At 60.1% G+C, this 23,751-nt stretch carries 20 protein-coding genes; 9 read left to right on the top strand and 11 right to left on the bottom strand.

Translation table 11 applies throughout. From position 1 onward, the window contains the following. Positions 1-204: 204 nt before the first annotated feature. Together BLQ09_RS24195 and BLQ09_RS24190 are read left to right on the top strand one after the other, a co-directional pair. Positions 205-1,788 carry a peptide chain release factor 3 gene (locus BLQ09_RS24195; protein ID WP_027604861.1) on the top strand — a complete coding sequence of 528 codons (1,584 nt, stop codon included), beginning with the start codon at positions 205-207 and terminating at the stop codon, positions 1,786-1,788. Between the two features lie 133 nt (positions 1,789-1,921). Then, the gene (locus BLQ09_RS24190; RefSeq protein ID WP_027604860.1) at positions 1,922-2,167 is read left to right on the top strand and encodes a hypothetical protein; all 246 of its coding nucleotides are present in this window, start codon (positions 1,922-1,924) and stop codon (positions 2,165-2,167) included. Between the two features lie 119 nt (positions 2,168-2,286). On the opposite strand, the gene BLQ09_RS24185 is transcribed toward BLQ09_RS24190, so the two are convergent. The 10 genes from BLQ09_RS24185 to BLQ09_RS24140 all read right to left on the bottom strand — a co-directional run bounded on the left by BLQ09_RS24185 (position 2,287) and on the right by BLQ09_RS24140 (position 15,694). After that, on the bottom strand, positions 2,287-3,258 hold the full coding sequence (locus tag BLQ09_RS24185) for a peptide ABC transporter ATP-binding protein (protein ID WP_017138288.1): 972 nt from the start codon (positions 3,256-3,258) through the stop codon (positions 2,287-2,289). Then, positions 3,258-4,226: an ABC transporter ATP-binding protein gene (locus BLQ09_RS24180; protein WP_027604859.1), complete on the bottom strand. Its 969-nt coding sequence runs from the start codon at positions 4,224-4,226 to the stop codon at positions 3,258-3,260. Before BLQ09_RS24180 ends, BLQ09_RS24185 begins: the two co-directional genes overlap by 1 nt. Before the next feature lie 10 nt (positions 4,227-4,236). Next, on the bottom strand, positions 4,237-5,148 hold the full coding sequence (locus tag BLQ09_RS24175) for an ABC transporter permease subunit (protein ID WP_027604858.1): 912 nt from the start codon (positions 5,146-5,148) through the stop codon (positions 4,237-4,239). A 10-nt stretch (positions 5,149-5,158) separates the two neighbouring features. Next, the gene (locus tag BLQ09_RS24170) at positions 5,159-6,169 is read right to left on the bottom strand and encodes an ABC transporter permease subunit (RefSeq protein WP_003215992.1); all 1,011 of its coding nucleotides are present in this window, start codon (positions 6,167-6,169) and stop codon (positions 5,159-5,161) included. A 76-nt stretch (positions 6,170-6,245) separates the two neighbouring features. Continuing rightward, positions 6,246-7,841: an ABC transporter substrate-binding protein gene (locus tag BLQ09_RS24165; protein ID WP_027604857.1), complete on the bottom strand. Its 1,596-nt coding sequence runs from the start codon at positions 7,839-7,841 to the stop codon at positions 6,246-6,248. Positions 7,842-7,921: 80 nt separating this feature from the next. After that, entirely contained in the window at positions 7,922-9,319 is a 1,398-nt protein-coding gene (locus BLQ09_RS24160; RefSeq protein ID WP_027604856.1) for an OprD family porin, read from the bottom strand. Positions 9,320-9,490: 171 nt separating this feature from the next. Then, on the bottom strand, positions 9,491-11,035 hold the full coding sequence (locus tag BLQ09_RS24155; protein ID WP_371914549.1) for an ABC transporter substrate-binding protein: 1,545 nt from the start codon (positions 11,033-11,035) through the stop codon (positions 9,491-9,493). A gap of 364 nt (positions 11,036-11,399) precedes the next feature. Continuing rightward, positions 11,400-13,028: an ABC transporter substrate-binding protein gene (locus BLQ09_RS24150; RefSeq protein ID WP_027604854.1), complete on the bottom strand. Its 1,629-nt coding sequence runs from the start codon at positions 13,026-13,028 to the stop codon at positions 11,400-11,402. 258 nt (positions 13,029-13,286) lie between these two features. Then, on the bottom strand, positions 13,287-14,888 hold the full coding sequence (locus tag BLQ09_RS24145; protein ID WP_092358784.1) for an ABC transporter substrate-binding protein: 1,602 nt from the start codon (positions 14,886-14,888) through the stop codon (positions 13,287-13,289). A 92-nt stretch (positions 14,889-14,980) separates the two neighbouring features. Then, positions 14,981-15,694 (bottom strand): SIMPL domain-containing protein, encoded by a 714-nt coding sequence (locus BLQ09_RS24140; RefSeq protein ID WP_027604852.1) that lies wholly within the window; start codon positions 15,692-15,694, stop codon positions 14,981-14,983. Positions 15,695-15,898: 204 nt separating this feature from the next. On the opposite strand from BLQ09_RS24140, the gene BLQ09_RS24135 reads away from it, so the two are divergent. The 3 genes from BLQ09_RS24135 to BLQ09_RS24125 all read left to right on the top strand — a co-directional run bounded on the left by BLQ09_RS24135 (position 15,899) and on the right by BLQ09_RS24125 (position 19,536). Further along, on the top strand, positions 15,899-17,161 hold the full coding sequence (locus tag BLQ09_RS24135) for an ATP-binding protein (RefSeq protein WP_027604851.1): 1,263 nt from the start codon (positions 15,899-15,901) through the stop codon (positions 17,159-17,161). After that, on the top strand, positions 17,154-17,714 hold the full coding sequence (locus tag BLQ09_RS24130) for a response regulator transcription factor (protein ID WP_010565532.1): 561 nt from the start codon (positions 17,154-17,156) through the stop codon (positions 17,712-17,714). Before BLQ09_RS24135 ends, BLQ09_RS24130 begins: the two co-directional genes overlap by 8 nt. Positions 17,715-17,811: 97 nt before the next feature. Continuing rightward, positions 17,812-19,536 carry an ABC transporter ATP-binding protein/permease gene (locus tag BLQ09_RS24125; protein ID WP_027604850.1) on the top strand — a complete coding sequence of 575 codons (1,725 nt, stop codon included), beginning with the start codon at positions 17,812-17,814 and terminating at the stop codon, positions 19,534-19,536. Between the two features lie 84 nt (positions 19,537-19,620). On the opposite strand, the gene BLQ09_RS24120 is transcribed toward BLQ09_RS24125, so the two are convergent. Next, complete coding sequence (locus BLQ09_RS24120; protein WP_003171734.1) at positions 19,621-20,058, bottom strand: Z-ring associated ZapG family protein; 438 nt, start codon at positions 20,056-20,058, stop codon at positions 19,621-19,623. A 147-nt stretch (positions 20,059-20,205) separates the two neighbouring features. On the opposite strand from BLQ09_RS24120, the gene BLQ09_RS24115 reads away from it, so the two are divergent. From BLQ09_RS24115 to BLQ09_RS24100, 4 genes are all read left to right on the top strand, one after another. After that, complete coding sequence (locus BLQ09_RS24115) at positions 20,206-20,835, top strand: alpha/beta hydrolase (RefSeq protein WP_043293448.1); 630 nt, start codon at positions 20,206-20,208, stop codon at positions 20,833-20,835. Positions 20,836-20,859: 24 nt separating this feature from the next. Next, positions 20,860-22,215 (top strand): tryptophan--tRNA ligase, encoded by a 1,356-nt coding sequence (locus BLQ09_RS24110; RefSeq protein ID WP_027604848.1) that lies wholly within the window; start codon positions 20,860-20,862, stop codon positions 22,213-22,215. A gap of 79 nt (positions 22,216-22,294) precedes the next feature. Further along, entirely contained in the window at positions 22,295-23,389 is a 1,095-nt protein-coding gene (gene zapE / locus BLQ09_RS24105; protein ID WP_027604847.1) for a cell division protein ZapE, read from the top strand. A 120-nt stretch (positions 23,390-23,509) separates the two neighbouring features. Continuing rightward, positions 23,510-23,751: helix-turn-helix domain-containing protein (locus BLQ09_RS24100; protein ID WP_043293829.1), on the top strand; the 242-nt coding region annotated here is incomplete at its 3' end.

Genomic DNA, 23,751 nt, shown 5'->3' with positions numbered 1-23,751 from the left:
TGAGCGCAGCCTCGTCAGGCTAACTTGCTGATTTTTCAGCCCCTGTTACGAGTGCGGTAGCAGGGGAGTGGACGTCTCTACCTTTTAAAAGGTTCCATACTTGGCAGCATTTAGCCACCCCCAATGGGGTGAACGGTGGTCCGGCACCTGCGGTTTGCGCTATACTCGCCGCCCTTTTTTGACTCACCTGCCAGGCGATTTCCCATGACCCACCAGGCCGCCGAAGTCGCGAAACGCCGCACTTTCGCCATTATTTCCCACCCCGATGCCGGTAAAACCACCATCACCGAGAAGCTCCTGCTGATGGGCAAGGCGATCGCAGTGGCCGGCACGGTGAAATCGCGCAAATCCGACCGCCATGCCACCTCCGACTGGATGGAAATGGAAAAACAACGGGGTATTTCCATTACCACGTCGGTCATGCAGTTCCCGTATCGCGACCACATGGTCAACCTGCTCGACACCCCGGGCCACGAAGACTTCTCCGAAGACACCTACCGCACCCTGACCGCGGTGGACTCGGCGCTGATGGTCCTCGACGGCGGTAAGGGCGTCGAGCCACGTACCATCGCGCTGATGGACGTATGCCGGCTGCGTGATACGCCGATTGTCAGCTTCATCAACAAACTCGACCGTGATATCCGCGACCCGATCGAATTGCTGGATGAAATCGAAGCCGTCCTGAAGATCAAGGCTGCGCCGATCACCTGGCCGATCGGTTGCTACCGCGACTTCAAGGGCGTGTACCACCTGGCCGACGACTACATCATTGTCTACACCGCCGGCCATGGCCACGAGCGCACCGATGTGAAAATCATCGAAAAGCTCGACTCCGACGAAGCCCGCGCCCACCTGGGTGACGAGTACGACCGCTTTGTCGATCAGTTGGAACTGGTTCAGGGCGCCTGCCACGAGTTCAACCAGCAGGAATTCCTCGACGGCCAGCTGACCCCGGTGTTCTTCGGGACCGCCCTGGGCAACTTCGGCGTCGACCACGTGCTCGACGCTGTCGTGAACTGGGCACCGAAGCCGCTGGCCCGTGTCGCCAACGAGCGCACCGTGGAACCGGTGGAAGAGAAATTCACCGGCTTCGTGTTCAAGATCCAGGCGAACATGGACCCCAAGCACCGCGACCGTATTGCCTTCATGCGCATCTGCTCGGGCAAGTACGAAAAAGGCATGAAGATGCGCCATGTGCGCACCGGCAAGGACGTGCGCATCGGCGACGCCCTGACGTTCTTCTCCTCCGAGCGTGAACAGCTCGAAGAGGCCTACGCCGGCGACATCATAGGCCTGCATAACCACGGCACCATCCAGATCGGCGACACCTTCACCGAAGGTGAAACGCTGGGCTTCACCGGTATCCCGCACTTCGCCCCGGAACTGTTCCGTCGCGTGCGCCTGCGCGATCCGCTGAAATCCAAGCAACTGCGCCAAGGCCTGCAGCAACTGGCGGAAGAGGGCGCTACCCAGGTGTTCTTCCCCGAGCGCAGCAACGACATCATCCTCGGCGCCGTGGGTGTGCTGCAGTTCGATGTGGTCGCCAGCCGCTTGAAAGAGGAATACAAGGTTGAATGCTCCTACGAGCCGATCACCGTGTACTCCGCGCGCTGGATCGAATGCGCCGATAAGAAGAAGCTGGAAGAGTTCTCCAACAAGGCCGTGGAAAACCTCGCGCTCGACGGCGGTGGTCACCTGACCTACCTGGCCCCGACCCGGGTCAACCTGGCGCTGATGGAAGAGCGCTGGCCGGATGTGAAATTCCGCGCGACCCGCGAGCACCACTAAGGTCTGAGCGCCGCAAAACAAAATGTGGGAGGGGGCAAGCCCCCTCCCACATTTTTTTCTCCTCCAGGCATGGGATTGGCGAGAATCCGGCATCGGGTCTAGCGTTTAACCACCGACTGCAAAGGAGATCACCGTGCGAAATGCTCAACGCGCCATCCCTCTGGTGTTGCTGGCCGTCCTGGGGCTGGCGCCCCTTCCGGCACTGGCGGGCGCAGGAGCGCCGCAGTGGAAAGACACGGGGCCGGTCACCAAGAAAAAGCAGAACGAGGTCAACTCCGGCAGTTGGCAACCCCAGGCCCAGCCTGCGCCAAAAGAGGACGCAGAAAACCCCTACAACGAAGGGGAAGACAGCGAAACCTACGATGACGGCGACAGTTAATTGCATCCAAAAGAAAGCCCCTCCCACCAGGCTGATGCGCAACCTGACGGGAAGGGCTGTAGAACGCTGTATCACTGCTTACACATTTTTAATCTGATGTTCCGTAGCAGCTGTTTTACTCAGGCAACGAACTGCTCCGCGTAGTGGCAAGCCACCTGGCGGTTATCCAAGGCGCGCAGTTGTGGCTCCTCGCTGCTGCAACGTGCCGTCGCATACGGGCAGCGCTTGTGGAACGCGCAGCCCGGCGGCGGGTTCAGTGGGTTGGGCAACTCGCCAACGATTTTGATCTTCGGTTTGTTCGGATCCGGATGAATGGTCGGGGTGGCCGAGAGGAGCGCCTGGGTGTACGGATGCAGGGGGCGCGCGTAGATGTCTTCCTTGGGGCCCACCTCCACCGGGCGACCGAGGTACATCACCATCACATCGTCGGCAACGTGCTGCACCACCGCCAGGTTGTGGGAGATGAACACGTAGGCCGTGTTGAATTCCTGCTGCAGGTCCATGAACAGGTTGAGCACCTGGGCCTGGATCGACACGTCCAGCGCCGAGGTGGGTTCATCCGCCACCAGCACTTTCGGTTGCAGCATCATCGCGCGGGCCAGGGCGATGCGTTGGCGCTGGCCACCGGAGAACATGTGCGGGTAGCGCTGGTAATGCTCAGGGCGCAGGCCCACTTGTTTCATCATCGCCTGCACTTTCTCGCGGCGTTCGGCGGCGGACAGGTTGGTGTTGATCAGCAGCGGCTCGCCCAGCTGATCACCGACCTTCTGGCGTGGGTTCAATGAGGCATACGGGCTCTGGAACACCATCTGCACGTCTTTGCGCAATTGCTTGCGCTGGGCCTTGTCGGCACCGGCGACTTCCTGGCCGGCGATTTTCAACGAGCCCGAGGATGGCTCTTCAATCAGCGTCAGCGCACGGGCCAGGGTGGATTTGCCGCAACCCGACTCGCCTACAACCGCGAGGGTCTTGCCGGCTTCCAGTTCAAACGACACACCATTAAGCGCGCGTACCAGCGCATGGCCCTTGAACAGGCCACGGGACACTTCGTAATGACGGGTCAGGTCGCGGGCGGTAAGAACGACGGCCATTACGCCACCTCCTGGTTCAAGGGGTAGAAGCAGCGCGCAAGGCTGTTGCTTTTCGGATCAAGGCCGGGCCGCTGGGCACGGCAGCTTTCCTGCACATACGGGCAGCGTGGCGACAGCAGGCAACCCTGCGGGCGGTCATAGCGGCCGGGCACGATACCCGGCAGCGTGGCCAGGCGCGTGGCGCCGAGGCTGTGCTCGGGGATCGCCTTGAGCAGCGCTTCGCTGTACGGGTGCGCCGGGATATCGAACAACTGCGGCACCTGGCCGACTTCCACGGCTTGGCCGGCGTACATCACGCACACGCGCTGGGCGGTTTCAGCCACCACTGCCAGGTCGTGGGTGATCAGCACCAGGCCCATGTTCTGCTCTTTCTGCAGGGCCAGCAGCAGTTCCATGATCTGCGCCTGGATGGTCACGTCCAACGCGGTGGTCGGCTCATCCGCGATCAGCAGTTTCGGCTCGCCGGCAATCGCCATGGCGATGGCCACACGCTGGCTCATACCGCCGGACAACTGGTGCGGGTAGGCGTCCATACGGCTGGCGGCGCCCGGGATCTCGACTTTTTCCAACAACTCGATGGCGCGCTTGCGGGCTTGCTTGCCGGACATTTTCAGGTGCAGGCGCAGCACTTCTTCGATCTGGAAACCCACGGTGTAGCTGGGGTTCAGCGCGGTCATCGGGTCCTGGAACACCATCGCCAGGTCTTTGCCGACGATCTGGCGGCGCTGGCGGTTGCTCAGCTTGAGCATGTCCTTGCCGTCGAAGTTCAGGGCGTCGGCGGTGACGATGCCAGGGTGCTCGATCAGCCCCATCAGCGCCATCATGGTCACGGATTTACCCGAGCCCGACTCGCCAACAATGGCCAGGACTTCGCCCTTGTCGACGGCAATGTCGAGGCCATCGACCACCGGCACGGCGGTCTTGTCGCCGAAGCGCACATTGAGATTCTTGATTTCTAACAGTGACATGGGAATCTCCTCAGGCGGCGTTCTTGAGTTTCGGGTCCAGCGCATCGCGCAGGCCGTCACCCATCAAGTTGATTGCCAGCACGCTGAGCAAAATGGTCAGGCCAGGCAGGCTCACCACCCACCAGGCGCGTTCGATGTAGTCACGGGCCGAAGCCAGCATGGTGCCCCACTCCGGGGTTGGCGGTTGTACGCCAAGGCCAAGGAAGCCCAGGGCCGCGGCATCGAGGATCGCCGAAGAGAAACTCAGGGTCGCCTGCACGATCAGCGGTGCCATGCAGTTAGGCAGCACGGTGATGAACATCAGGCGGGGCAGGCCGGCGCCGGCGAGGCGGGCGGCAGTCACGTAGTCACGGTTCAGCTCGCCCATCACCGCAGCGCGGGTCAGACGTACGTAGGACGGCAGCGACACGATGGCGATGGCGATCACGGTGTTGATCAGGCCAGGGCCGAGGATCGCGACAATCGCAACCGCCAGCAGCAGCGAGGGCAGGGCCAGCATGATGTCCATCAGGCGCATGATGGTCGGGCCGAGCAGGCGCGGGAAGAAACCGGCGAACAGACCCAGCAGGATGCCCGGGATCAGCGACATCACCACCGACGACAAGCCGATCAGCAAGGACAGGCGTGAGCCCTGGATCAGGCGCGAGAGCAGGTCGCGGCCCAGTTCGTCGGTGCCGAGCAGGAACTGGATCTGCCCGCCTTCCAGCCACGACGGTGGGGTGAGCAGGAAATCGCGGTATTGCTCGCTGGGGTTATGCGGCGCTACCCAGGGGGCGAAGATCGCGCAGAACACGATCAGCAACATGAACAGCAGGCCGGCAACCGCGCCCTTGTTCTTGGAGAAGGCTTGCCAGAATTCTTTGTACGGCGACGGGTACAGCAGGCTTTGATCGACTGCTGACACTTGAGTAGGTGTGGTCATGGTCATGATCTCAGCGCTGGTGACGGATGCGTGGGTTGGCGAAGCCGTAGAGGATGTCCACCACGAAGTTCACCAGGATCACCAGACAGGCGATCAGCAGGATGCCGTTTTGCACCACCGGGTAGTCCCGTGCGCCAATGGCTTCGATCAGCCATTTGCCGATGCCGGGCCACGAGAAGATGGTTTCGGTCAGCACCGCACCGGCCAGCAGGGTGCCGACTTGCAGGCCGACCACGGTGAGTACCGGGATCAGTGCGTTACGCAGGCCGTGCACGAACACCACGCGCGCCGGCGACAGGCCCTTGGCCTTGGCGGTGCGGATGTAGTCTTCACGCAGCACTTCGAGCATGGATGAACGGGTCATCCGCGCGATCACTGCCAACGGAATGGTGCCGAGCACGATGGCCGGCAGGATCAGGTGGTGCAGCGCATCCCAGAATGCGTCCGGCTCGTCAGCCAGCAGGGTGTCGATCAGCATGAAGCCGGTGCGCGGCTCGATGTCGTAGAGCAGGTCGATACGTCCGGACACCGGGGTCCAGCCCAGGCTCACGGAGAAGAACATGATCAGGATCAGGCCCCACCAGAAGATCGGCATCGAATAGCCCGCCAGGGAGATGCCCATCACCCCGTGGTCGAACAGGGATCCTCGCTTGAGTGCCGCGATCACCCCGGCCAACAGGCCCAGGATGCCGGCGAACAACAGGGCGGCCATGGACAGTTCCAGGGTCGCCGGGAAGAGGGCGGTGAACTCGGTCCACACGCTGGTACGGGTACGCAGGGATTCGCCAAGGTCGCCGTGGGCGAGCTTGCCGACGTAGTCCAGGTATTGCGCGTACAGCGGCTTGTTAAGGCCAAGGCGTTCCATTGCCTGTGCGTGCATCTCGGGGTCGACGCGCCGCTCGCCCATCATGACTTCGACAGGGTCGCCAGGGATCATGCGTATCAACGCAAACGTGAGCAACGTGATGCCGAAAAACGTGGGGATCAATAACCCCAGTCGGCGGGCAATAAAACTAAACATCTTGTGGTGTACCTCAATCAGCCGGTTAGGCAGGTTCGGCACCGTCCTGGTGGGCGGTGCCGAGCGTTTCTCTTATTTACTTCACCTGGGTGGTGGCGAAGTTATTGTTCGTCAGAGGGCTTTGGGTATAACCCTCGACGTTCTTGCGCATGGCGGTGAACATTTTCGGGTACGCCATGGGAATCCACGGTTGGTCCTTGTCGAAAACCTCCAGGGCTTGTTGATAGAGTGCGGCCCGCTGCTGGGGTTCAGCGTCGGCGCGGGCCTTATCGATCAAGTCCTGAAACTCTTTGTTACACCAGCGGGCGTAGTTTTCGCCGTTTTTCGCTGCATCGCAACTCAGGTTCGGCGTAAGGAAGTTATCCGGATCGCCGTTGTCACCGGCCCAGCCGGCGGAAACCATGTCGTGCTCGCCGGCTTTGGCGCGCTTGAGCATTTCGCCCCACTCCATGACCTTGATATTGACCTTCAGGCCGATCTGCGCCAGATCCGCCTGCATGCGCTGGGCGCCGAGCATCGGGTTGGGGTTGGTCGGGCCGCCGCCGTTACGGGTGAACAGGGTGAACTCGGTGCCTTCCGGTACACCGGCTTCCTTGAGCAGAGCACGGGCCTTGTCCAGGTCGCGCTCAGGGTTTTTCAGCTTGTCGTTGAAGCCCAGCAGGGTCGGCGGATACGGGCCGGTGGCATCCACGGCGTTGCCTTTGCCATACAGGGATTCGTTGTAGCCTTTCTTGTCGAACGCGATGTTGATCGCGTGACGCACCCGCGCGTCGCTCATGTACTTGTGGGTGGTGTTCAGGGCGGTGTATGCGGTGGTCATCGCCGCCAGTTCGGCGACCTTCAGGTTCGGGTCTTTCTTGATGCTGGGAAGGTCGTCAGGCTTGGGATACAGCGCGATCTGGCATTCGTTGGCCTTGAGCTTCTGCAGGCGCACGTTGTTGTCGACCGCAATGGCCAGGATCAACGGATCGGCCGGAGGCTTGCCACGGAAGTACTCCGGGTTGGCCTTGAAGCGCACCTGAGCGTCCTTCTGGTAGCGTGTGAAAATGAACGGGCCGGTGCCGATCGGCTTGCTGTTGAGCTCTTCGGTCTTGCCGGCGGCAAGTAGCTTGTCGGCGTACTCGGCGGAGTGGATGGCGGTGAACGGCATCGCGACATCGGCCAGGAACGGTGCCTCAGGGCGGGTCAGGGTGAAGACGACGGTATGGTCATCGGTCTTCTCCACGCTCTTGAGCAGTTCCTTGAAGCCCATGCTTTCAAAGTACGGGTAGCCCACGCTGGATTTGTTGTGCCACGGGTGTTTCGGGTCCAGTTGACGCTGGAAGCTCCAGAGCACGTCGTCGGCATTCATGTTGCGCGTGGGTTTGAAGTAGTCGGTGGTGTGGAACTTGACGTCGTCGCGCAGATGAAAGGTATAGGTCAGGCCGTCGTCACTGATTTCCCAGGAAGTGGCCAGCGCTGGCACGATCTCGGTGGTGCCGGGCTTGAAGTCCACCAGGCGGTTGAACATGGTTTCGGCGGCGGCATCGGCGGTGACGGCCGTGGTGTACAGGACCGGGTCAAAACCCTCCGGGCTGGCTTCGGTGCAGACCACCAGGGGTTTGGCCGATACGCCGATAGCCACGCTTAACAGCGCAGCGGCAACGGCAGCTTGTAGCGGGAGCATTTTCATTCAGAGCCCTCTGCAATCGATGGGACCAGACAAGCGTAGACGGCAGGCTCGTCCTGAGCCTGCCGTCTACCTGGTGCTAGTTAAAGAATGTTGAACGGGATGGTGGTGACCAGGCGGAACTCTTTGATGTTGCCGTCAGCCTGTTGTGCGCTGGCGCGGTGAGTCACGTAGGTGCCACGGATGGTGGTGGCCTTGAGTGGGCCGCTCTGAATCGCGTAGGACGTGCCAACCCCGTATTCCTGGTGTTTCTCGCCGTCCATCAGGCGCAGGTCGCTACGCGAAGCGCCGGCTTCACCGTAGGCGGTACCGTTGTAGTGAGTACCGTCGATGCCCCAGCCGCGCGCCGAGTAGACGTTGAACTTCAGGCCCGGCACGCCGTATTCGGCCATGTTGATGCCGTAGGCGATCTGGAAGGACTTCTCGTTCGGGCTGTTGAAGTCGGAGGTCAGGGAGTTGGCCAGGTAGATGCCGTTGGTTTCGTGCAGGTAGTCGAAGTACTCGTCACCGTTAACTTCCTGGTACGAGAAGGTCAGGCTGTGGGCCTGGTGGGTCAGCCCCAGGGACAACGAGTAAGTGTCGTTGTCGATGTTGCCCATCTTCTTGCTGCCGGTGTCGGTGGTTTTGTAGTAGTTCAGGCCGGTGGTCAGTGCCAGGGTCTGTGCATCACCCAATTCGTGGGTGGCACCGAAGTAGTACTGGTTCCAGAAGTCTTCGACGTTAGCGGCGAACACGCTGGTTTTCAGGCTCTTGAACGGCTGGTAGTTGAAGCCCAGGGTCTTGACCTTGTCGGTTTCCTGGCCATTGCCGTACTCGGAACGGAATTTCGACAGGCTTTGTTCGGTACGCGGCGAAACGCGATCAAAGATGCCGCCCTGGAACGACAAGTTGCTGAACTCTTCGCTGTTGAAGCTCACACCCTCGAAGCTCGAAGGCAGGGCACGGTTGCCGATGGTATCGACGATTCCGCTGCTGAAGTTCTGGCGACCGGCGGTCAAGGTGGTGTTGGACACGCGGAACTTGACGTTCGCCAGGCCCAGTTTGCTCCACTGGCCTACTGCATCGCCGTCGGAGTCAGCCAGGGTACGGTTGGAACCGCCCTTGATATCACGCTTGCTGCGGTCCAGGACCACGGCGTTGTAAGCCGCGACTTCGGTCGCCACCCCCACGGTGCCTTGGGTGAAGCCCGAGGAGTAATTGAGGATGGTGCCTTGTACCCAGTTTGTGCGGTTTGCGTCGGTGCGCGTCTGATTGTGTTTCTCATAGGAGAAACGCTGGCCACGGAATTTCTTCTCGCTGGAGTACCAGTTACGGGTTGTACCGCCCAGGCTTTGACCGTCAATAAAGCCTTTGGCCTCGCTTTGGGCGCTGGCGCCGGCCAATGTGGTCGGGACGAAGTCCTGGCTGGCGGGTTCAGCATAGGCGGTGGCCGTGATGCTGCTGATGGCCAAGGCCAGAAGCGCTTTGCTGCTCAGTTTCATGGGTTGAAGCTCCTTTGGTTCTCTTTTTAATGCCGGTCTTTTTTGGTGATCCGGCTATTGGGTGTGTAACTCGATCAAGCTGTTGCAAACGTTTGCCGTAGGAAATTTCCCAATAAAAGGCTGCACGTTTGCGGGAGAGCCAACTTCGCTCCCTGCAATCCGGTTATTTTCTTATGGGTTAATGCTGACGCCCGAGAACACGTTGCGGCCGAAGGGACTTACTTTGAAGCCTTCGACTTTGGCGCTTAACGGCTGGTTGACCGTCGAGTGGGCGACGGGTGTGATCGGCACCTGCTGCTTGAGCAGTTGTTGCGCCTGTTTGTACAGAACAGTCCTTTGTTCGCGGTCGGTCACGACCTTGGCTTGCTTGATCAGCTTGTCGTACGCCGGGTCACACCACATGGAGTAGTTGTTCCCGCCGATGGCGTCGCAGCTGTAGAGGGTGCCCAGCCAGTTGTCCGGATCACCGTTGTCGCCGGTCCAGCCGATCAGGCTGACATCGTGCTCACCGTTCTTGGTGCGCTTGATGTATTCGCCCCACTCGTAGCTGACGATCTTGACCTTCAGTCCGATCCTGGCCCAGTCGCTTTGCAGCATCTCGGCCATCAGCTTGGCGTTGGGGTTGTACGGCCGTTGCACCGGCATCGCCCACAGGGTGATCTCGGTACCTTCCTTCACGCCGGCGGCCTTGAGCAGTTCCTTGGCTTTTTCCGGGTTGTAGGCGGCGTCCTTGATGCTGTCGTCGTAGGACCATTGGGTCGGCGGCATGGCATTGACTGCCAACTGCCCCGCGCCCTGGTATACGGCGTTGAGGATGCTCTGCTTGTTCACCGCCATGTCCAGCGCCTGGCGCACTTCGAGCTGGTCGAAGGGCTTGTGGCGCACGTTGTAGGCGATGTAGCCCAAGTTGAAGCCCGGCTTGGTCAGCAGTTGCAGGTTCGGGTCGGCCTTGAGCGCGTCGACGTCGGCCGGGCGCGGGTGCAGGGTGACCTGGCATTCGCCGGCCTTGAGTTTTTGCACGCGCACCGAGGCGTCGGTGTTGATGGCAAAAATCAGCTGGTCCAGCTTGACCTTGCTCGGGTCCCAGTACTGTTTGTTGCCCACATAACGGATCTGCGAGTCTTTCTGATAGCGCTGGAAGACAAAGGGGCCAGTGCCGATCGGCTTCTGGTTGATGTCGCTGGGCTTGCCTTCCTTGAGCAACTGCTCGGCGTATTCGGCCGACAGGATGGCGGCAAAGCTCATGGCGATGTTCTGCACGAACGCGGCATCGACCGAGTTCAGCGTCATCACCACGGTATGCGGGTCGGTTTTCTCGACCTTGGCGATGTTCTTGTTCAGGCTCATCCCGTTGAAATACGGAAACTCGGTGGGGTAGGCCTTGCGAAATGGATGGTCGGGGTCAAGCATGCGATTGAAGGTGAACAGCACGTCGTCGGCGTTGAAATCCCGCGTCGGCTTGAATTCCTTGTTGCTGTGGAACTTCACGCCTTCACGCAGGTGAAAGGTGTAGGTCAGGCCGTCTTCGGAAATGTCCCACTTGGTCGCCAGTCCAGGTACGACGTTGGTCGCTCCCTTTTCAAACTCAACCAGGCGGTTGTACAGCGGCTCGGCCACATCGTTATCGGTAGCGGTGGTGTACTGCGCGGTGTCGAACCCTGCCGGGCTGCCTTCGGAGCAGAACACCAGGCTCTTCTTGTCGGCCGCCTGGCCCATCGTGGCTACGGCCAGCAGGCTGGTGCCAAAAATTGCGGATAGAACGGTGGTATGGCGCATGACGATCCCGATCCTTGTTTGTAGTTGTCATCAGCAAGCAATCACCCAGGCGTACGGCCAGGGGGACATTACTGATCCCACACACAGCAAGTGCCTTTCCCAGGTTGGAGCCTCTGCTGTCCTACGACGGTATGGGCCGCGGACTGCGCAGTAAATGCGCCAAATTGGACTGACCTTGTAGGCAAAAGAGCTACTTGTCGCAGTTCGCAGCTGTAGGAAGCGGCGATTACGAGCGTGGTCTATTTCCTACGGTCCAGGCGGATGCAATAGCGGCGACGTTATTAAACGTCGCCGTCATTGGTCCTTACTTGCCGCTTACGCTCACGCCATAGAAGGAGTTCAGGCCAAACGGGCTGATCTTGAAGTCCTGTACGGTGTTGCGCATGGGTTGATACACCGTCGAGTGCGCGATAGGTGTCATCGGGACTGCATCTTTGAGGATATGTTGCGCCTGCTTATACAGCTCGGTGCGTTTGGCGACGTCCGACGTAGCCTTGGCTTCTTTCACGACGCCGTCGAATTTCTTGTCGCACCACTTGGAGAAGTTGTTACCGGCCAGGGAGTCGCAGCCGAACAGCACGTTCAGCCAGTTGTCCGGGTCACCATTGTCGCCGCTCCAGCCAATGATCATGGCCTGGTTCTCGCCGCCTTTGGAGCGCTTGATGTACTCGCCCCACTCGTAGCTGGTGATCTTGACCTTCAGGCCGATCTTGGACCAGTCGTTTTGCAGCATTTCGGCCATCAGCTTGGCGTTCGGGTTGTACGGACGCTGAACCGGCATCGCCCACAGAACGATCTCGGTACCTTCCTTGACACCCGCTTCCTTGAGCAGCGCCTTGGCTTTCTCGGGATCGTACTTGGCGTCCTTGATGGTGGTGTCGTAGGACCATTGGGTTGGCGGCATGGCGTTGACCGCCAGTTGGCCTGCGCCCTGGTAGACGGAATCGATGATCTGCTGTTTATTCACCGACATGTCCAGCGCCTGGCGCACGCGCAGGTCGGCCAGTGGGTTGGGCTGGTCGCTGCCCTTGACCTTGTCCATGACGTTGTAGGCGACATAGCCCAGGTTGAAACCGGCCTGGTGCGGCAGTTTCAGGTCCTTGTCTTCACCCAGCGCCTTGAGGTCGGCCGGACGTGGGAACAAGGTGATCTGGCACTCGTTTTTCTTCAGCTTCTGGATACGCACCGACGGATCGGTGGTGATGGCGAAGATCAGGTTATCGATCTTCACGTCCTCAGGTTTCCAGTAGTCCTTGTTGCCGGTGTAGCGAATGTTCGAGTCTTTCTGGTAGCTCTTGAATACGAACGGGCCAGTGCCGATTGGCTTCTGGTTGATGTCCTGAGGCGTGCCATTCTTCAGCAACTGGGCGGCATATTCGGCCGACTGGATCGACGCGAAGCTCATCGCCAGGTTCTGGATGAACGCGGCGTCCACGGTGCCAAGGGTGAACTTGACGGTGTGGGCATCGACCTTCTCGATGTTCTTGATGTTGGTGTCCATCCCCATGTCCGTGAAGTACGGGAACTCGGTGGGGTAGGCCTTACGGAATGGATCGTCTTTGTTGATCATCCGGTTGAAGGTGAACAGGACGTCGTCAGCCGAGAATTCACGAGTCGGCTTGAAGTATGGGGTGGTATGGAACTTGACGCCTTCGCGCAGGTGGAAGGTGTAGGTCAGGCCATCCGGGGACACGTCCCAGCTGGTGGCCAGGCCAGGAACAACGGCGGTGCCGCCTCGTTCGAACTGGCTCAGGCGGTTGAACATGGTTTCGGCCGAGGCATCGAAGTCTGTTCCGGTGGTGTACTGGCCTGGGTCGAAACCGGCCGGGCTCCCTTCGGAGCAGAACACCAGGTTAGTCGCCGCTTGGGCGAATGGGGCCGCGGCCATAAGGCCAGCGCTCACTAATAACGGAAGGACTGCGTGTTTAAGCATGTTGGCCTCATGATTTGTTGTCATTTTTGGTGGTGAGGGCGACCTCGTGAGTCGGCCTGCGGATACTTATGCAGGCGCCATACCCATTGCAAGATGCTGAACCGTCGCAAGGCGGAAAGAGTGGTACGAACGTACAGGAATGTCGCAATTATGAAAGTTTTGACATATTTGAACGTATTTATGGGTTTTTTTCGGTGCATAAGGTGCACCAGAGAGGGTCAACCGAGGCGTCTGGCGCACTCGGTTGGGGCATTGCTGTTACTTATCTAGACTCACGCCGTAGAACGGTGTCAGCCCAAAGGGGCTGATCTTGAAGTCCTTCACTTCCTTGCGCAGGGGTTGGAAAACCGTCGAGTTTGCAATGGGCGTTATAGGTACTTGTTCTTTAAGAATTTTTTGTGCCTGTTGATACCACTTGATGCGCTGCTCGCGGTCACTGCTGACCTTGGCCTGCTGCACCAGGTTGTCGTAGGCCGGGTTACACCATTTGGCGTAGTTGCTGCCCTTGACCGCGGCACAACTGTAGAGCACGCCGAGCCAGTTATCCGGGTCGCCGTTGTCGCCGGTCCAGCCATAAATCATCGCATCGTGCTCGCCATTTTTGGCGCGCTTGATGTACTCGCCCCATTCATAGCTGACGATATTGGCCTTGATGCCGACTTTTTCCCAATCCTGCTGGATCATCTGGGCCGACATGCGCGCGTTCGGGTTGGAAGCGCGCTGGACGGTCATTGCCCACAGGTTGATGGTAGTGCCCGGTGCAACTCCTGCTTCTTTTAGTAGCGCGCGGGCCTTGGTCGGATCGTGCGGGGCATCCTTGATGGAGGGGTCATAAGACCACTGCGCCGGTGGCAGTGCATTCTGCGCCAATTGTCCGGCGCCCTGGTAAACCGCCTTGATGATCGCCGGCTTGTCGATGGCCATGTCCAGGGCCTGGCGGACCTTGAGCTGGTCCAGCGGTGGGTGGGTCACGTTGTAGGCCAGGAAGCCCAGGTTGAAACCCGCTTGCTGCAGCACGCGCAGGTTGGGGTCCTGTTTCATCACCTCGATGTCCGACGGGCGCGGGTAGCCGCTGACCTGGCATTCGCCGGCCTTGAGCTTTTGCAGGCGCGACGCGGCGTCCGGGGTGATGGCGAACACCAGGTTGTCGAGTTTCACATCCTCGGGTTTCCAGTACTGCTTATTGGCCACGTAGCGAATCTGCGAGTCCTTCTGGTAGCGCTTGAACACAAACGGCCCGGTGCCCACCGGTTTCTGGTTGATGTCTTCGGCCTTGCCCTCCTTCAATAGCTGGGCGGCGTACTCGGCCGATTGCACGGAGGCGAAACTCATGGCCAGGTTCTGCACGAACGAGGCATCGACGTTGTTCAGGTTGAAACGCACGGTGTGCTCGTCGAGTTTGTCGACGCTCTTGATCGTGGTGTTCAGGCCCATGTCGGTGAAGTACGGCGATTCGGAAGGGTAGGCCTTGCGAAACGGACTCTCGGCATCCAGCAGGCGATTGAAGGTAAACAGCACGTCATCCGCATTGAAATCGCGGCTGGGTTTGAAGAAATCAGTGGTGTGGAACTTGACGCCTTCGCGCAGATGGAAGGTGTAGGCCAGGCCATCCTCGGACACCTCCCAGCGTGTGGCCAGGCCCGGTTCGACTTCGGTGCCGCCACGCTTGAATTGGGTCAAGCGGTTGAACACGGTTTCGGCGGACGCATCGAAATCGGTGCCGCTGGTGTACTGGCTGGGGTCGAACCCGGCGGGGCTGGCTTCGGAGCAGTAGACCAGGGTACTGGCTGCGTGGGCCATCGGCATAAAAGCCAGCAGGCCTGCGGCAAGGAGTAGCGGTTTGAAGGTGGTTCTTTCCATGGAGACCCCTAGAAGTGGCAGGCATATAAACGCTGCCCAAACGAAAACGGCGGTCACCGAGGTTACCGCCGTTCAGGTTTGCCGGGTAGGGGTTACGGCATCTGCACTTCGATCACTCCATCGGCGCTCATGCTGACCTGGCTGGTACCTGCCTCCACTTCCGGCGTCGGTGCTGAATCCATCATGGCCGCCTTCATCATCATTCCGCCACGGGCATAAGGTTGTGGGTAGCCATTGGTGTTGAAGTTCAAGTTGACGATCTTGTAGCCCTTGCCGCCCAGCGCATCGGTGGCCAGTTGCGCGCGTGCTTTAAACGCGGCGACCGCGTCCTTGAGCAGGGCGTCTTCGCTGGTCTTGCGCGTGGTGTCGGCGATGGCGAAGTCCATGTTTTCCATTTTCAGGGTGTTGAGCAGTTCGCCGGTGAGTTTGGACAGCGCCGGGAAGTCCGCGCTTTCCAGGCGCAGTTCGGCGCGCTCGCGCCAGCCGGTGATCTTCTGGTTCTTGTTGTCGTAGATCGGGTAGCTGTTACGGCTGCCCTGGCGCAAGGTCACGCCCTGGACTTCGCGCGCCTGGCCCAGGGCCTTGTTCATGGTGGTGGTGATTTCGGCGGCGAGCTTGGCCGGGTCGGCGTTCTGGGACTCGGTGTAGAGGGTGACGATCATCTTGTCGCGGGCCACTTCCTGGCTGACCTCGGCGCGCAGGGAAATCTGGTTGTAATTCAGTGCATCGGCGGCCAGTGCCGGAAGGCTGGCCAGGGCGCTGGCGCTGAGGGTGAGAACAACTGCACTGCGAGTGAAACGAGACATGGAAGCTCCTTAGGGTGTTCGTATCGGTATGACTGTAGACGGTGGTGTCGGGTTCTTCGGGTTTACATATTCGCTACACATTGTGCGGCCGCCGACGAACGGTCGTTCGCCCGGCCTGCGGCAAAGAGCCACACGCGCCATGCCAGCGTGCCCGCTTCGTTTATACTCCTGCCGATCCGCCTGCAGCGCTCATCGGGAGAGCTCATGCTCGCCGCCGTAAAACTGACTTCCGCCACCCGCCAGAACCTCTGGCGCCTGACGTTCATTCGTACCCTGGTACTGGCCGCGCAGGCTGGTTCGGTCGGGCTCGCCTATTGGTTCGACCTGCTGCCGCTGCCGTGGCTGCAATTGGGCGTGACCCTGGGTTTCTCCATCGTGCTGTGTGTGTTTACCGCCATTCGGTTGCGCACCACCTGGCCGGTGACCGAGCTGGAATACGCCCTGCAATTGGCCTGCGACCTGTTTATCCACAGTGTGTTGCTGTATTTCTCCGGCGGTTCCACCAACCCGTTCGTGTCTTATTACCTGGTGCCACTGACCATCGCTGCGGTGACCTTGCCGTGGCGCTACTCGGTGGTGCTGTCGGGTATCGCCCTGACCCTGTACACCCTGCTGCTGGCGCGGTTCTATCCGTTGCAAACGTTCCCCATCGCCCGCGAAAACCTGCAGATCTACGGGATGTGGCTGAGCTTTGCCCTGTCTGCCGCCGTGATCACCTTCTTTGCTGCGCGCATGGCCGAAGAGCTGCGCCGCCAGGAAGAACTGCGCGCCATTCGCCGCGAAGAAGGCCTGCGTGACCAGCAACTGCTCGCCGTCGCCACCCAGGCCGCCGGCGCGGCTCACGAATTGGGCACGCCGCTGGCGACCATGAGCGTGCTGCTCAACGAAATGACCCAGGACCATCACGACCCGGCGCTGCAAGAGGATCTCGGCGTGCTGCGCGAACAGGTCAAGCAATGCAAGCAAACCTTGCAGCAACTGGTACGCGCGGCTGAAGCCAATCGCCGCCTGGCGGTCGAGATGCAGGACGTGACCCAGTGGCTCGACGAAGCCCTGAACCGCTGGCACCTGATGCGCCCCGAAGCCAGCTACCGTTTCCATCTGCTGGGGCAGGGGACCGTGCCGCGCCTGGCGCCACCGCCGGACCTGACCCAAGCCTTGCTCAACCTGCTGAACAACGCCGCCGACGCCTGCCCCGAAGGCCTGGAAGTCCGGCTGGATTGGGATGTGGATGACCTGACGATCAGCATTCGCGACCATGGTGCAGGCGTGCCGCTGGCCATCGCCGAGCAGATCGGCAAACCGTTCTTTACCACCAAGGGCAAAGGCTTCGGCCTGGGCCTGTTTTTGAGCAAGGCCAGCGTGACCCGCGCGGGCGGCTCAGTGAAGCTCTATAGTCACGAGGAAGGCGGTACGCTCACCGAGCTGCGCCTGCCCCGTGTCGCACGAGGAGATATCGATGAGTGACGAGATCCAAGTCGAAGGCGAAGAACTGCCGCACCTGTTGCTGGTAGATGATGACGCCACGTTTACCCGCGTGATGGCGCGCGCCATGAGCCGTCGCGGTTTTCGCGTGAGCACCGCCGGCTCCGCCGAAGAGGGCCTGGCCATCGCCCAGGCCGACCTGCCGGACTATGCCGCGCTCGACCTGAAGATGGACGGCGATTCCGGCCTGGTGCTGTTGCCCAAGCTGCTGGAACTCGACCCGGAAATGCGCGTGGTGATCCTCACCGGTTACTCCAGCATTGCCACGGCCGTCGAGGCCATCAAGCGCGGCGCCTGCAACTACTTGTGCAAGCCGGCGGATGCCGATGATGTGCTGGCCGCATTGCTGTCCGAGCACGCCGACCTCGACACCCTGGTGCCGGAAAACCCGATGTCGGTGGACCGCCTGCAGTGGGAACACATCCAGCGCGTCCTCACCGAACACGAAGGCAATATCTCCGCCACTGCCCGCGCCCTGGGCATGCACCGGCGCACCCTGCAACGCAAGCTGCAGAAGCGTCCGGTACGCCGCTGAACCTAAGCTGAACAGCCTGCTTCAGGCCGCACGGAACCCTGAACCGATCACCTATGATCGGTTCAAACGCCTGCCTTCCTCCCTACGAGCCTGAACGATGAATCAGAACGCTGAGTACTCCGCGGTCAATGACGCTGTGCGTGGGCAATTTTTTCGCCGAACCTGGGCGATGATCACGCCTTATTGGCGAAGTGAAGAGAAGGGCAAGGCCTGGTTGTTGCTCGCCGTGGTGATTGGCCTGTCGCTGTTCAGCGTGGCCATTTCCGTGTGGCTCAACCACTGGTACAAGGACTTCTACAACGCCCTGGAAAACAAGGACACCGCCGCCTTCTGGCAACAGATCGGTTATTTCTGCGGTATCGCCACGGTGGCGATTCTCGGCGCGGTCTACCGTCTCTACCTCACCCAGATGCTGACCATTCGCTGGCGTGCATGGCTCACCGAAAAGTATTTCGCCCGCTGGCTTGGCGACAAGAACTACTACCAGCTGGAGCAGGGCGGCTACACCGATAACCCGGACCAGCGGATTTCCGAAGACCTCAACAGCTTTACCCTGAACACCCTGAGTCTTGGCCTTGGGCTGTTGCGCAATGTGGTCAGCCTGGTGTCGTTCTCCATTATCCTATGGGGCGTGTCCGGCAGTATTGAAGTGTTCGGTATCACCATCCCCGGCTACATGTTCTGGTGTGCATTGGTCTATGCCGGTGTCGGCAGTTGGCTGACCCATCTGATCGGTCGTCGTTTGATCGGCTTGAGCAACCAGCAGCAACGCTTCGAAGCGGACTTGCGTTTCTCCATGGTGCGGGTGCGGGAGAATGCCGAGAGCATCGCCCTGTACAACGGCGAACCCAATGAGCATCAGCGTTTGAACGCGCGGTTCGGGAAGGTCTGGCATAACTACTGGGACATCATGAAGGTGTCCAAGCGCCTGACGTTCTTCACTGCCGGCTATGAACAGATTGCGATCGTCTTTGCGTTTATCGTGGCTGCCCCGCGCTACTTTTCCGGCAAGATCGAACTGGGCGAGCTGATGCAAATCAACTCGGCGTTCGGCAACGTGCAGGGCAACTTCAGCTGGTTTATCAGCGCGTACGCCGACCTGGCCGGCTGGCGCGCGACCAGCGACCGTCTACTGAGTTTTCAGCAGGCCATGCGTGAGAACGAGCAGCGCCCAGCTGCCATCGACGTCAGCGCTGAAGGCGAGCGTCTTGTGGTGCAAGGGCTGGGCTTGAACCTGGTGGATGGTCGCCACCTGCTGACCGACGCCAACATGATCGTTGAACCGGGCCAGCGCGTCATGCTCAGCGGCCGTTCCGGCAGCGGCAAAAGTACCTTGCTGCGCGCCATGGGGCATCTCTGGCCGGCTGGTCACGGCAGCATTCGCCTGCCGGCCAGGCGTTACCTGTTCCTGCCGCAGAAGCCTTACCTGCCGATCGGCACGCTCAAGGCGGTGTTGAGTTACCCACAGGACGACAGCGTCTATTCGGCGGAACGTTATGCACAGGTCCTGGAAACCTGTCGCCTGCCGCACCTGGTGGAGCGCCTGGACGAAGCCAACCATTGGCAACGCATGCTCTCGCCCGGCGAGCAACAGCGCCTGGCCTTTGCCCGTGCCTTGTTGTTCGCGCCGCAATGGCTGTACATGGACGAAGCGACGTCGGCCATGGATGAAGAGGATGAGGCGACGTTGTATCAGGCGTTGATTGATGAATTGCCGGGGTTGAGCATTGTCAGCGTCGGTCATCGCAGCAGCCTCAAGCGCTTCCATGGGCGGCATGTGCGGATCGAGGGTGGGTGGCTTCAAGAGCAACCTGTGGCCTGAGGCCCCTTGTTCTGGAGAATGGTGCCCAACAAAAAGCCCGGTTGATCAGCGATCAACCGGGCTTTTCTATTGCTTGAAAATAACTTACTTCTTCAAGCCGTAATGCTCATCCAGCATGCCTGGGGCGTTTGGCGTTTTTGGCGCGTAGTCCCGTGGCGGTTCCTGGTTCTCCCGGGGCGGAGTCAGGCGTTCCCGTGGAGTTTGCGGTGCATCGGAATGCAGCGCGGCCAGCAGGCGCTGGCGGGTGATGTCGTCGAGGGCCAGGCGGTTTGCCCCATCGGCGAGGTGATCCTGTACTTCCTGGTAGCTCTGGGTGAGTTTCTTGACCAGGGTCGCGGTGCTGTTGAAGTGGGTAACAACCTCGTTCTGATAACTGTCAAAACGTTCCTGAATGTCATCCAACTGACGCTGCGTGCGGTTAGGCGCGGCATTCGGCAGCAGGCGGGCAACCAGGAATCCAATGGCGACACCGGCAACCAAGGCGAGAGTCGGCAACAACCAAACTAAGAGCGAGTGTTCCACGAGTCCTTCCTCTATAAACGGCTTTGCTTTACGTTAACGGCTCAAACCTGCGCTGTATACCGCGATTAAGCTCGCAATGATGCCATGCACAGACTTTTAGCTAGACGAGTCGACCCTTTGAGAGGTCACGGAGTTCATTCCTTGCTCATGCGTGAAACCCCCGTTTTGATCGATGGCCCGGTAGGCCAATTGGAAGCCCTGTACCTGGATCACTCCGAGCCACGTGGCCTGGCGCTGATCTGCCACCCTAATCCGGTGCAGGGCGGGACCATGCTCAATAAAGTCGTTTCGACCCTGCAACGCACGGCTCGCGATGCCGGGTTGATTACTTTGCGTTTCAATTACCGTGGCGTCGGTGCGAGTGCCGGCACCCACGACATGAGCACCGGTGAAGTGGACGATGCCGAAGCGGCTGCCACCTGGCTGCGTGAAAAGCACCCCGACCTGCCGATCACCCTGCTCGGTTTTTCCTTTGGCGGCTACGTGGCGGCCAGCCTCGGCGGCCGCCTGGAAGCCAAAGGCGAAAAGCTCGCGCACCTGTTCATGGTCGCCGCGGCGGTGATGCGCCTGCGCGATACCGATGTGCTGCCCCACAGCTGCCCGTTGACCCTGATCCAGCCGGAAACCGACGAAGTGGTCGACCCGCAAACCGTCTACGACTGGTCCGCCGCCTTGAAACGCCCCCATGAGCTGCTGAAAGTGGCAGAATGCGGGCACTTTTTTCATGGCAAGCTCACCGATCTCAAGGATCTGGTGCTGCCGCGCCTCTCGAATTGATAGCAGTCTGATAAGCGATTACCCATGACGACTCGTACCCGTATCCTCACCGGCATCACCACCACCGGCACGCCGCACCTGGGCAACTACGCCGGTGCGATCCGCCCGGCGATCCTGGCCAGCCAGGATGCCAATGCCGATTCCTTCTACTTCCTGGCCGACTACCACGCCCTGATCAAATGCGATGACCCGCAGCGCATCCAGCGCTCGCGTATGGAAATCGCCGCGACCTGGCTGGCCGGTGGCCTGGATGTGAACCGGGTGACCTTCTATCGTCAGTCCGACATCCCGGAAATCCCCGAGCTGACCTGGCTGCTGACCTGCGTCGCCGCCAAGGGCCTGCTCAACCGCGCCCATGCGTACAAGGCCTCGGTGGACAAGAACGTGGAGACCGGCGAAGACCCGGATGCGGGCATCACCATGGGCCTGTATAGCTACCCGGTGCTGATGGCGGCGGACATCCTGATGTTCAACGCGCACAAGGTGCCGGTGGGCCGCGACCAGATCCAGCACGTGGAAATGGCCCGCGACATCGGCCAGCGCTTCAACCACCTGTTCGGCAACGGTAAAGAATTCTTCACCATGCCCGAGGCGTTGATCGAGGAAAGCGTTGCCACCTTGCCGGGCCTGGATGGCCGCAAGATGTCCAAGAGCTACGACAACACCATCCCGTTGTTCACCAGTGCCAAGGACATGAAAGACGCCATCTCGCGGATCGTTACCGACTCCCGCGCGCCCGGCGAAGCCAAGGACCCGGACAACTCGCACCTGTTCACCCTCTACCAGGCGTTTGCCAGCAAGGCCCAGGAAGAAGCGTTCCGCGGCGAGCTGCTGCAAGGCCTGGGCTGGGGCGAGGCGAAGAACCGTCTGTTCCAGCTGCTTGATGGTCAGCTCGGCGAAGCGCGCGAGCGTTACCACCAGTTGATGTCGCGCCCGTCGGACATGGAAGACCTGTTGCAGGTGGGCGCCAGGAAAGCCCGTGCCGTAGCCGCGCCATTCCTGGCCGAGTTGCGTGAAGCGGTGGGCCTGCGTTCGTTCGTCAACCAGGCTGCGGCGCCGGTTGCGACCAAGAAGAAGGCCGCCAAAGCCGCACGTTTTGTGAGCTTCCGTGAAGACGACGGCAGCTTCCGCTTCCGCCTGTTGGCCGCCGATGGCGAACAACTGCTGCTGTCGCGCAACTTTGTCGATGGCAAGGCGGCCGGTGCGGTGACCAAGCAACTGCAAAACGGTGAAGCGCTGGATGTACGTACCGAGGCCCTGAGCTTCAGCGTATGGCTGGACGGCGCCGCAGTGGCCGACAGCGCCGAGTTCGCCGATGCCGCATCCCGTGATGCCGCCATCGAAGCCTTGCGCATCGCGTTGACCCCAATCGAGGATTAACCCGACCAAGGGTTGATTGCCATTATCCAGGGCCGTCGTTACAGTGACGGCCCGTTTTTGTTGCCTTGCTAACGAAATTATGACGCCCCTAGAACGATATCAAGCTGATCTGAAACGCCCTGAATTCTTCCATGACGCGGCCCAGGAAACGGCGGTGCGTCATTTGCAGCGCCTGTACGACGACCTGGTCGCGGCCTCACAGAGCAAGCCGGGGATGCTCAGCAAGCTGTTCGGCAAGAAAGACCACGTGCCGGTCAAGGGCCTGTATTTCTGGGGTGGCGTGGGCCGGGGCAAGACCTACCTGGTCGATACATTCTTTGAAGCGCTGCCGTTCAAGGAAAAGGTACGGACACACTTCCACCGCTTCATGAAGCGCGTGCACGAAGAGATGAAGACCCTGCCGGGTGAGAAAAACCCGCTGACCATCATCGCCAAGCGTTTCTCCGATGAAGCGCGGGTCATCTGCTTCGATGAATTCTTCGTCTCCGATATCACCGATGCCATGATCCTCGGCACCCTGATGGAAGAGTTGTTCAAGAACGGCGTGACCCTGGTCGCCACCTCGAACATCGTGCCCGACGGCTTGTACAAGGACGGCCTGCAACGCGCGCGCTTCCTGCCGGCCATTGCGCTGATCAAGCAGAACACCGAGATCGTCAACGTCGACAGCGGCGTCGACTACCGTCTGCGTCACCTCGAACAGGCGGAGTTGTTCCATTTTCCGCTGAACGAAGCGGCGCACGAAAGCCTGCGCAAAAGCTTCCGCGCCCTCACGCCGGAATGCACCCAGGCGGTGGAAAACGACAAGCTGATGATCGAGAACCGCGAAATCATCGCCCTGCGTACCTGCGATGACGTGGCCTGGTTCGAATTCCGCCAACTGTGCGACGGCCCACGCAGCCAGAACGACTACATCGAACTGGGCAAGATCTTCCACGCAGTGATCCTCAGCGGCGTGGAGCAGATGAGCGTCACCACCGACGATATCGCACGACGGTTTATCAACATGGTCGACGAGTTCTACGACCGTAATGTCAAGTTGATCATCTCGGCGGAAGTCGAACTCAAGGACTTGTATACCGGCGGGCGCTTGAACTTCGAATTCCAACGGACATTGAGCCGCTTGCTCGAAATGCAGTCCCACGAGTTCCTGTCGCGCGGGCACAAACCCTGAGACCGATGTAGGTCAAATGTGGGAGGGGGCTTGCCCCGGTACAAACCGGGGACATCGTTTACATTTCTAACCGGGGACATGGTTTACAGGCTAATACGCATGATCAGGAGGTAACTGATCATGCCCTGGAACCAAGAGTCCCCCATGAATCAAAGAATCAAGCTGGTAGCTGATTGGCTTTCTGGCAACTTCACTAAAAGTCAGTTGGCACGCCGCTTTGACGTTAGCCGACCTACCGTCGATAAGTGGATTGCCCGGCACGACGGCGATTTGAGGTCTTTATCCGAACTGTCCCGGCGACCTCACAACAGCCCAAATAAAACCGACGACGAGATTTTGGCCCGTGTAGTCGCGATGAAGGA

The organism is Pseudomonas sp. NFACC25 (assembly GCF_900100935.1).
In the GTDB taxonomy this organism is placed as follows: Bacteria; Pseudomonadota; Gammaproteobacteria; order Pseudomonadales; family Pseudomonadaceae; genus Aquipseudomonas; species Aquipseudomonas marginalis.
The sequence above is the reverse complement of the archived record's forward strand: the minus strand, read 5'-3'. Positions and strand labels throughout refer to the sequence as shown.

What these genes read in the sequence shown, in the direction of transcription:
- BLQ09_RS24195 (WP_027604861.1), top strand. Translation starts at nt 205, where the DNA reads ATGACCCACCAGGCCGCCGAAGTCGCGAAACGCCGCACTTTCGCCATT.
- BLQ09_RS24185 (WP_017138288.1), bottom strand. Translation starts at nt 3,258, where the DNA reads ATGGCCGTCGTTCTTACCGCCCGCGACCTGACCCGTCATTACGAAGTG.
- BLQ09_RS24180 (WP_027604859.1), bottom strand. Translation starts at nt 4,226, where the DNA reads ATGTCACTGTTAGAAATCAAGAATCTCAATGTGCGCTTCGGCGACAAG.
- BLQ09_RS24175 (WP_027604858.1), bottom strand. Translation starts at nt 5,148, where the DNA reads ATGACCACACCTACTCAAGTGTCAGCAGTCGATCAAAGCCTGCTGTAC.
- BLQ09_RS24170 (WP_003215992.1), bottom strand. Translation starts at nt 6,169, where the DNA reads ATGTTTAGTTTTATTGCCCGCCGACTGGGGTTATTGATCCCCACGTTT.
- BLQ09_RS24165 (WP_027604857.1), bottom strand. Translation starts at nt 7,841, where the DNA reads ATGAAAATGCTCCCGCTACAAGCTGCCGTTGCCGCTGCGCTGTTAAGC.
- BLQ09_RS24160 (WP_027604856.1), bottom strand. Translation starts at nt 9,319, where the DNA reads ATGAAACTGAGCAGCAAAGCGCTTCTGGCCTTGGCCATCAGCAGCATC.
- BLQ09_RS24155 (WP_371914549.1), bottom strand. Translation starts at nt 11,035, where the DNA reads ATGGGCCAGGCGGCCGACAAGAAGAGCCTGGTGTTCTGCTCCGAAGGC.
- BLQ09_RS24150 (WP_027604854.1), bottom strand. Translation starts at nt 13,028, where the DNA reads ATGCTTAAACACGCAGTCCTTCCGTTATTAGTGAGCGCTGGCCTTATG.
- BLQ09_RS24145 (WP_092358784.1), bottom strand. Translation starts at nt 14,888, where the DNA reads ATGGAAAGAACCACCTTCAAACCGCTACTCCTTGCCGCAGGCCTGCTG.
- BLQ09_RS24140 (WP_027604852.1), bottom strand. Translation starts at nt 15,694, where the DNA reads ATGTCTCGTTTCACTCGCAGTGCAGTTGTTCTCACCCTCAGCGCCAGC.
- BLQ09_RS24135 (WP_027604851.1), top strand. Translation starts at nt 15,899, where the DNA reads ATGCTCGCCGCCGTAAAACTGACTTCCGCCACCCGCCAGAACCTCTGG.
- BLQ09_RS24130 (WP_010565532.1), top strand. Translation starts at nt 17,154, where the DNA reads ATGAGTGACGAGATCCAAGTCGAAGGCGAAGAACTGCCGCACCTGTTG.
- BLQ09_RS24125 (WP_027604850.1), top strand. Translation starts at nt 17,812, where the DNA reads ATGAATCAGAACGCTGAGTACTCCGCGGTCAATGACGCTGTGCGTGGG.
- BLQ09_RS24115 (WP_043293448.1), top strand. Translation starts at nt 20,206, where the DNA reads ATGCGTGAAACCCCCGTTTTGATCGATGGCCCGGTAGGCCAATTGGAA.
- BLQ09_RS24110 (WP_027604848.1), top strand. Translation starts at nt 20,860, where the DNA reads ATGACGACTCGTACCCGTATCCTCACCGGCATCACCACCACCGGCACG.
- zapE (WP_027604847.1), top strand. Translation starts at nt 22,295, where the DNA reads ATGACGCCCCTAGAACGATATCAAGCTGATCTGAAACGCCCTGAATTC.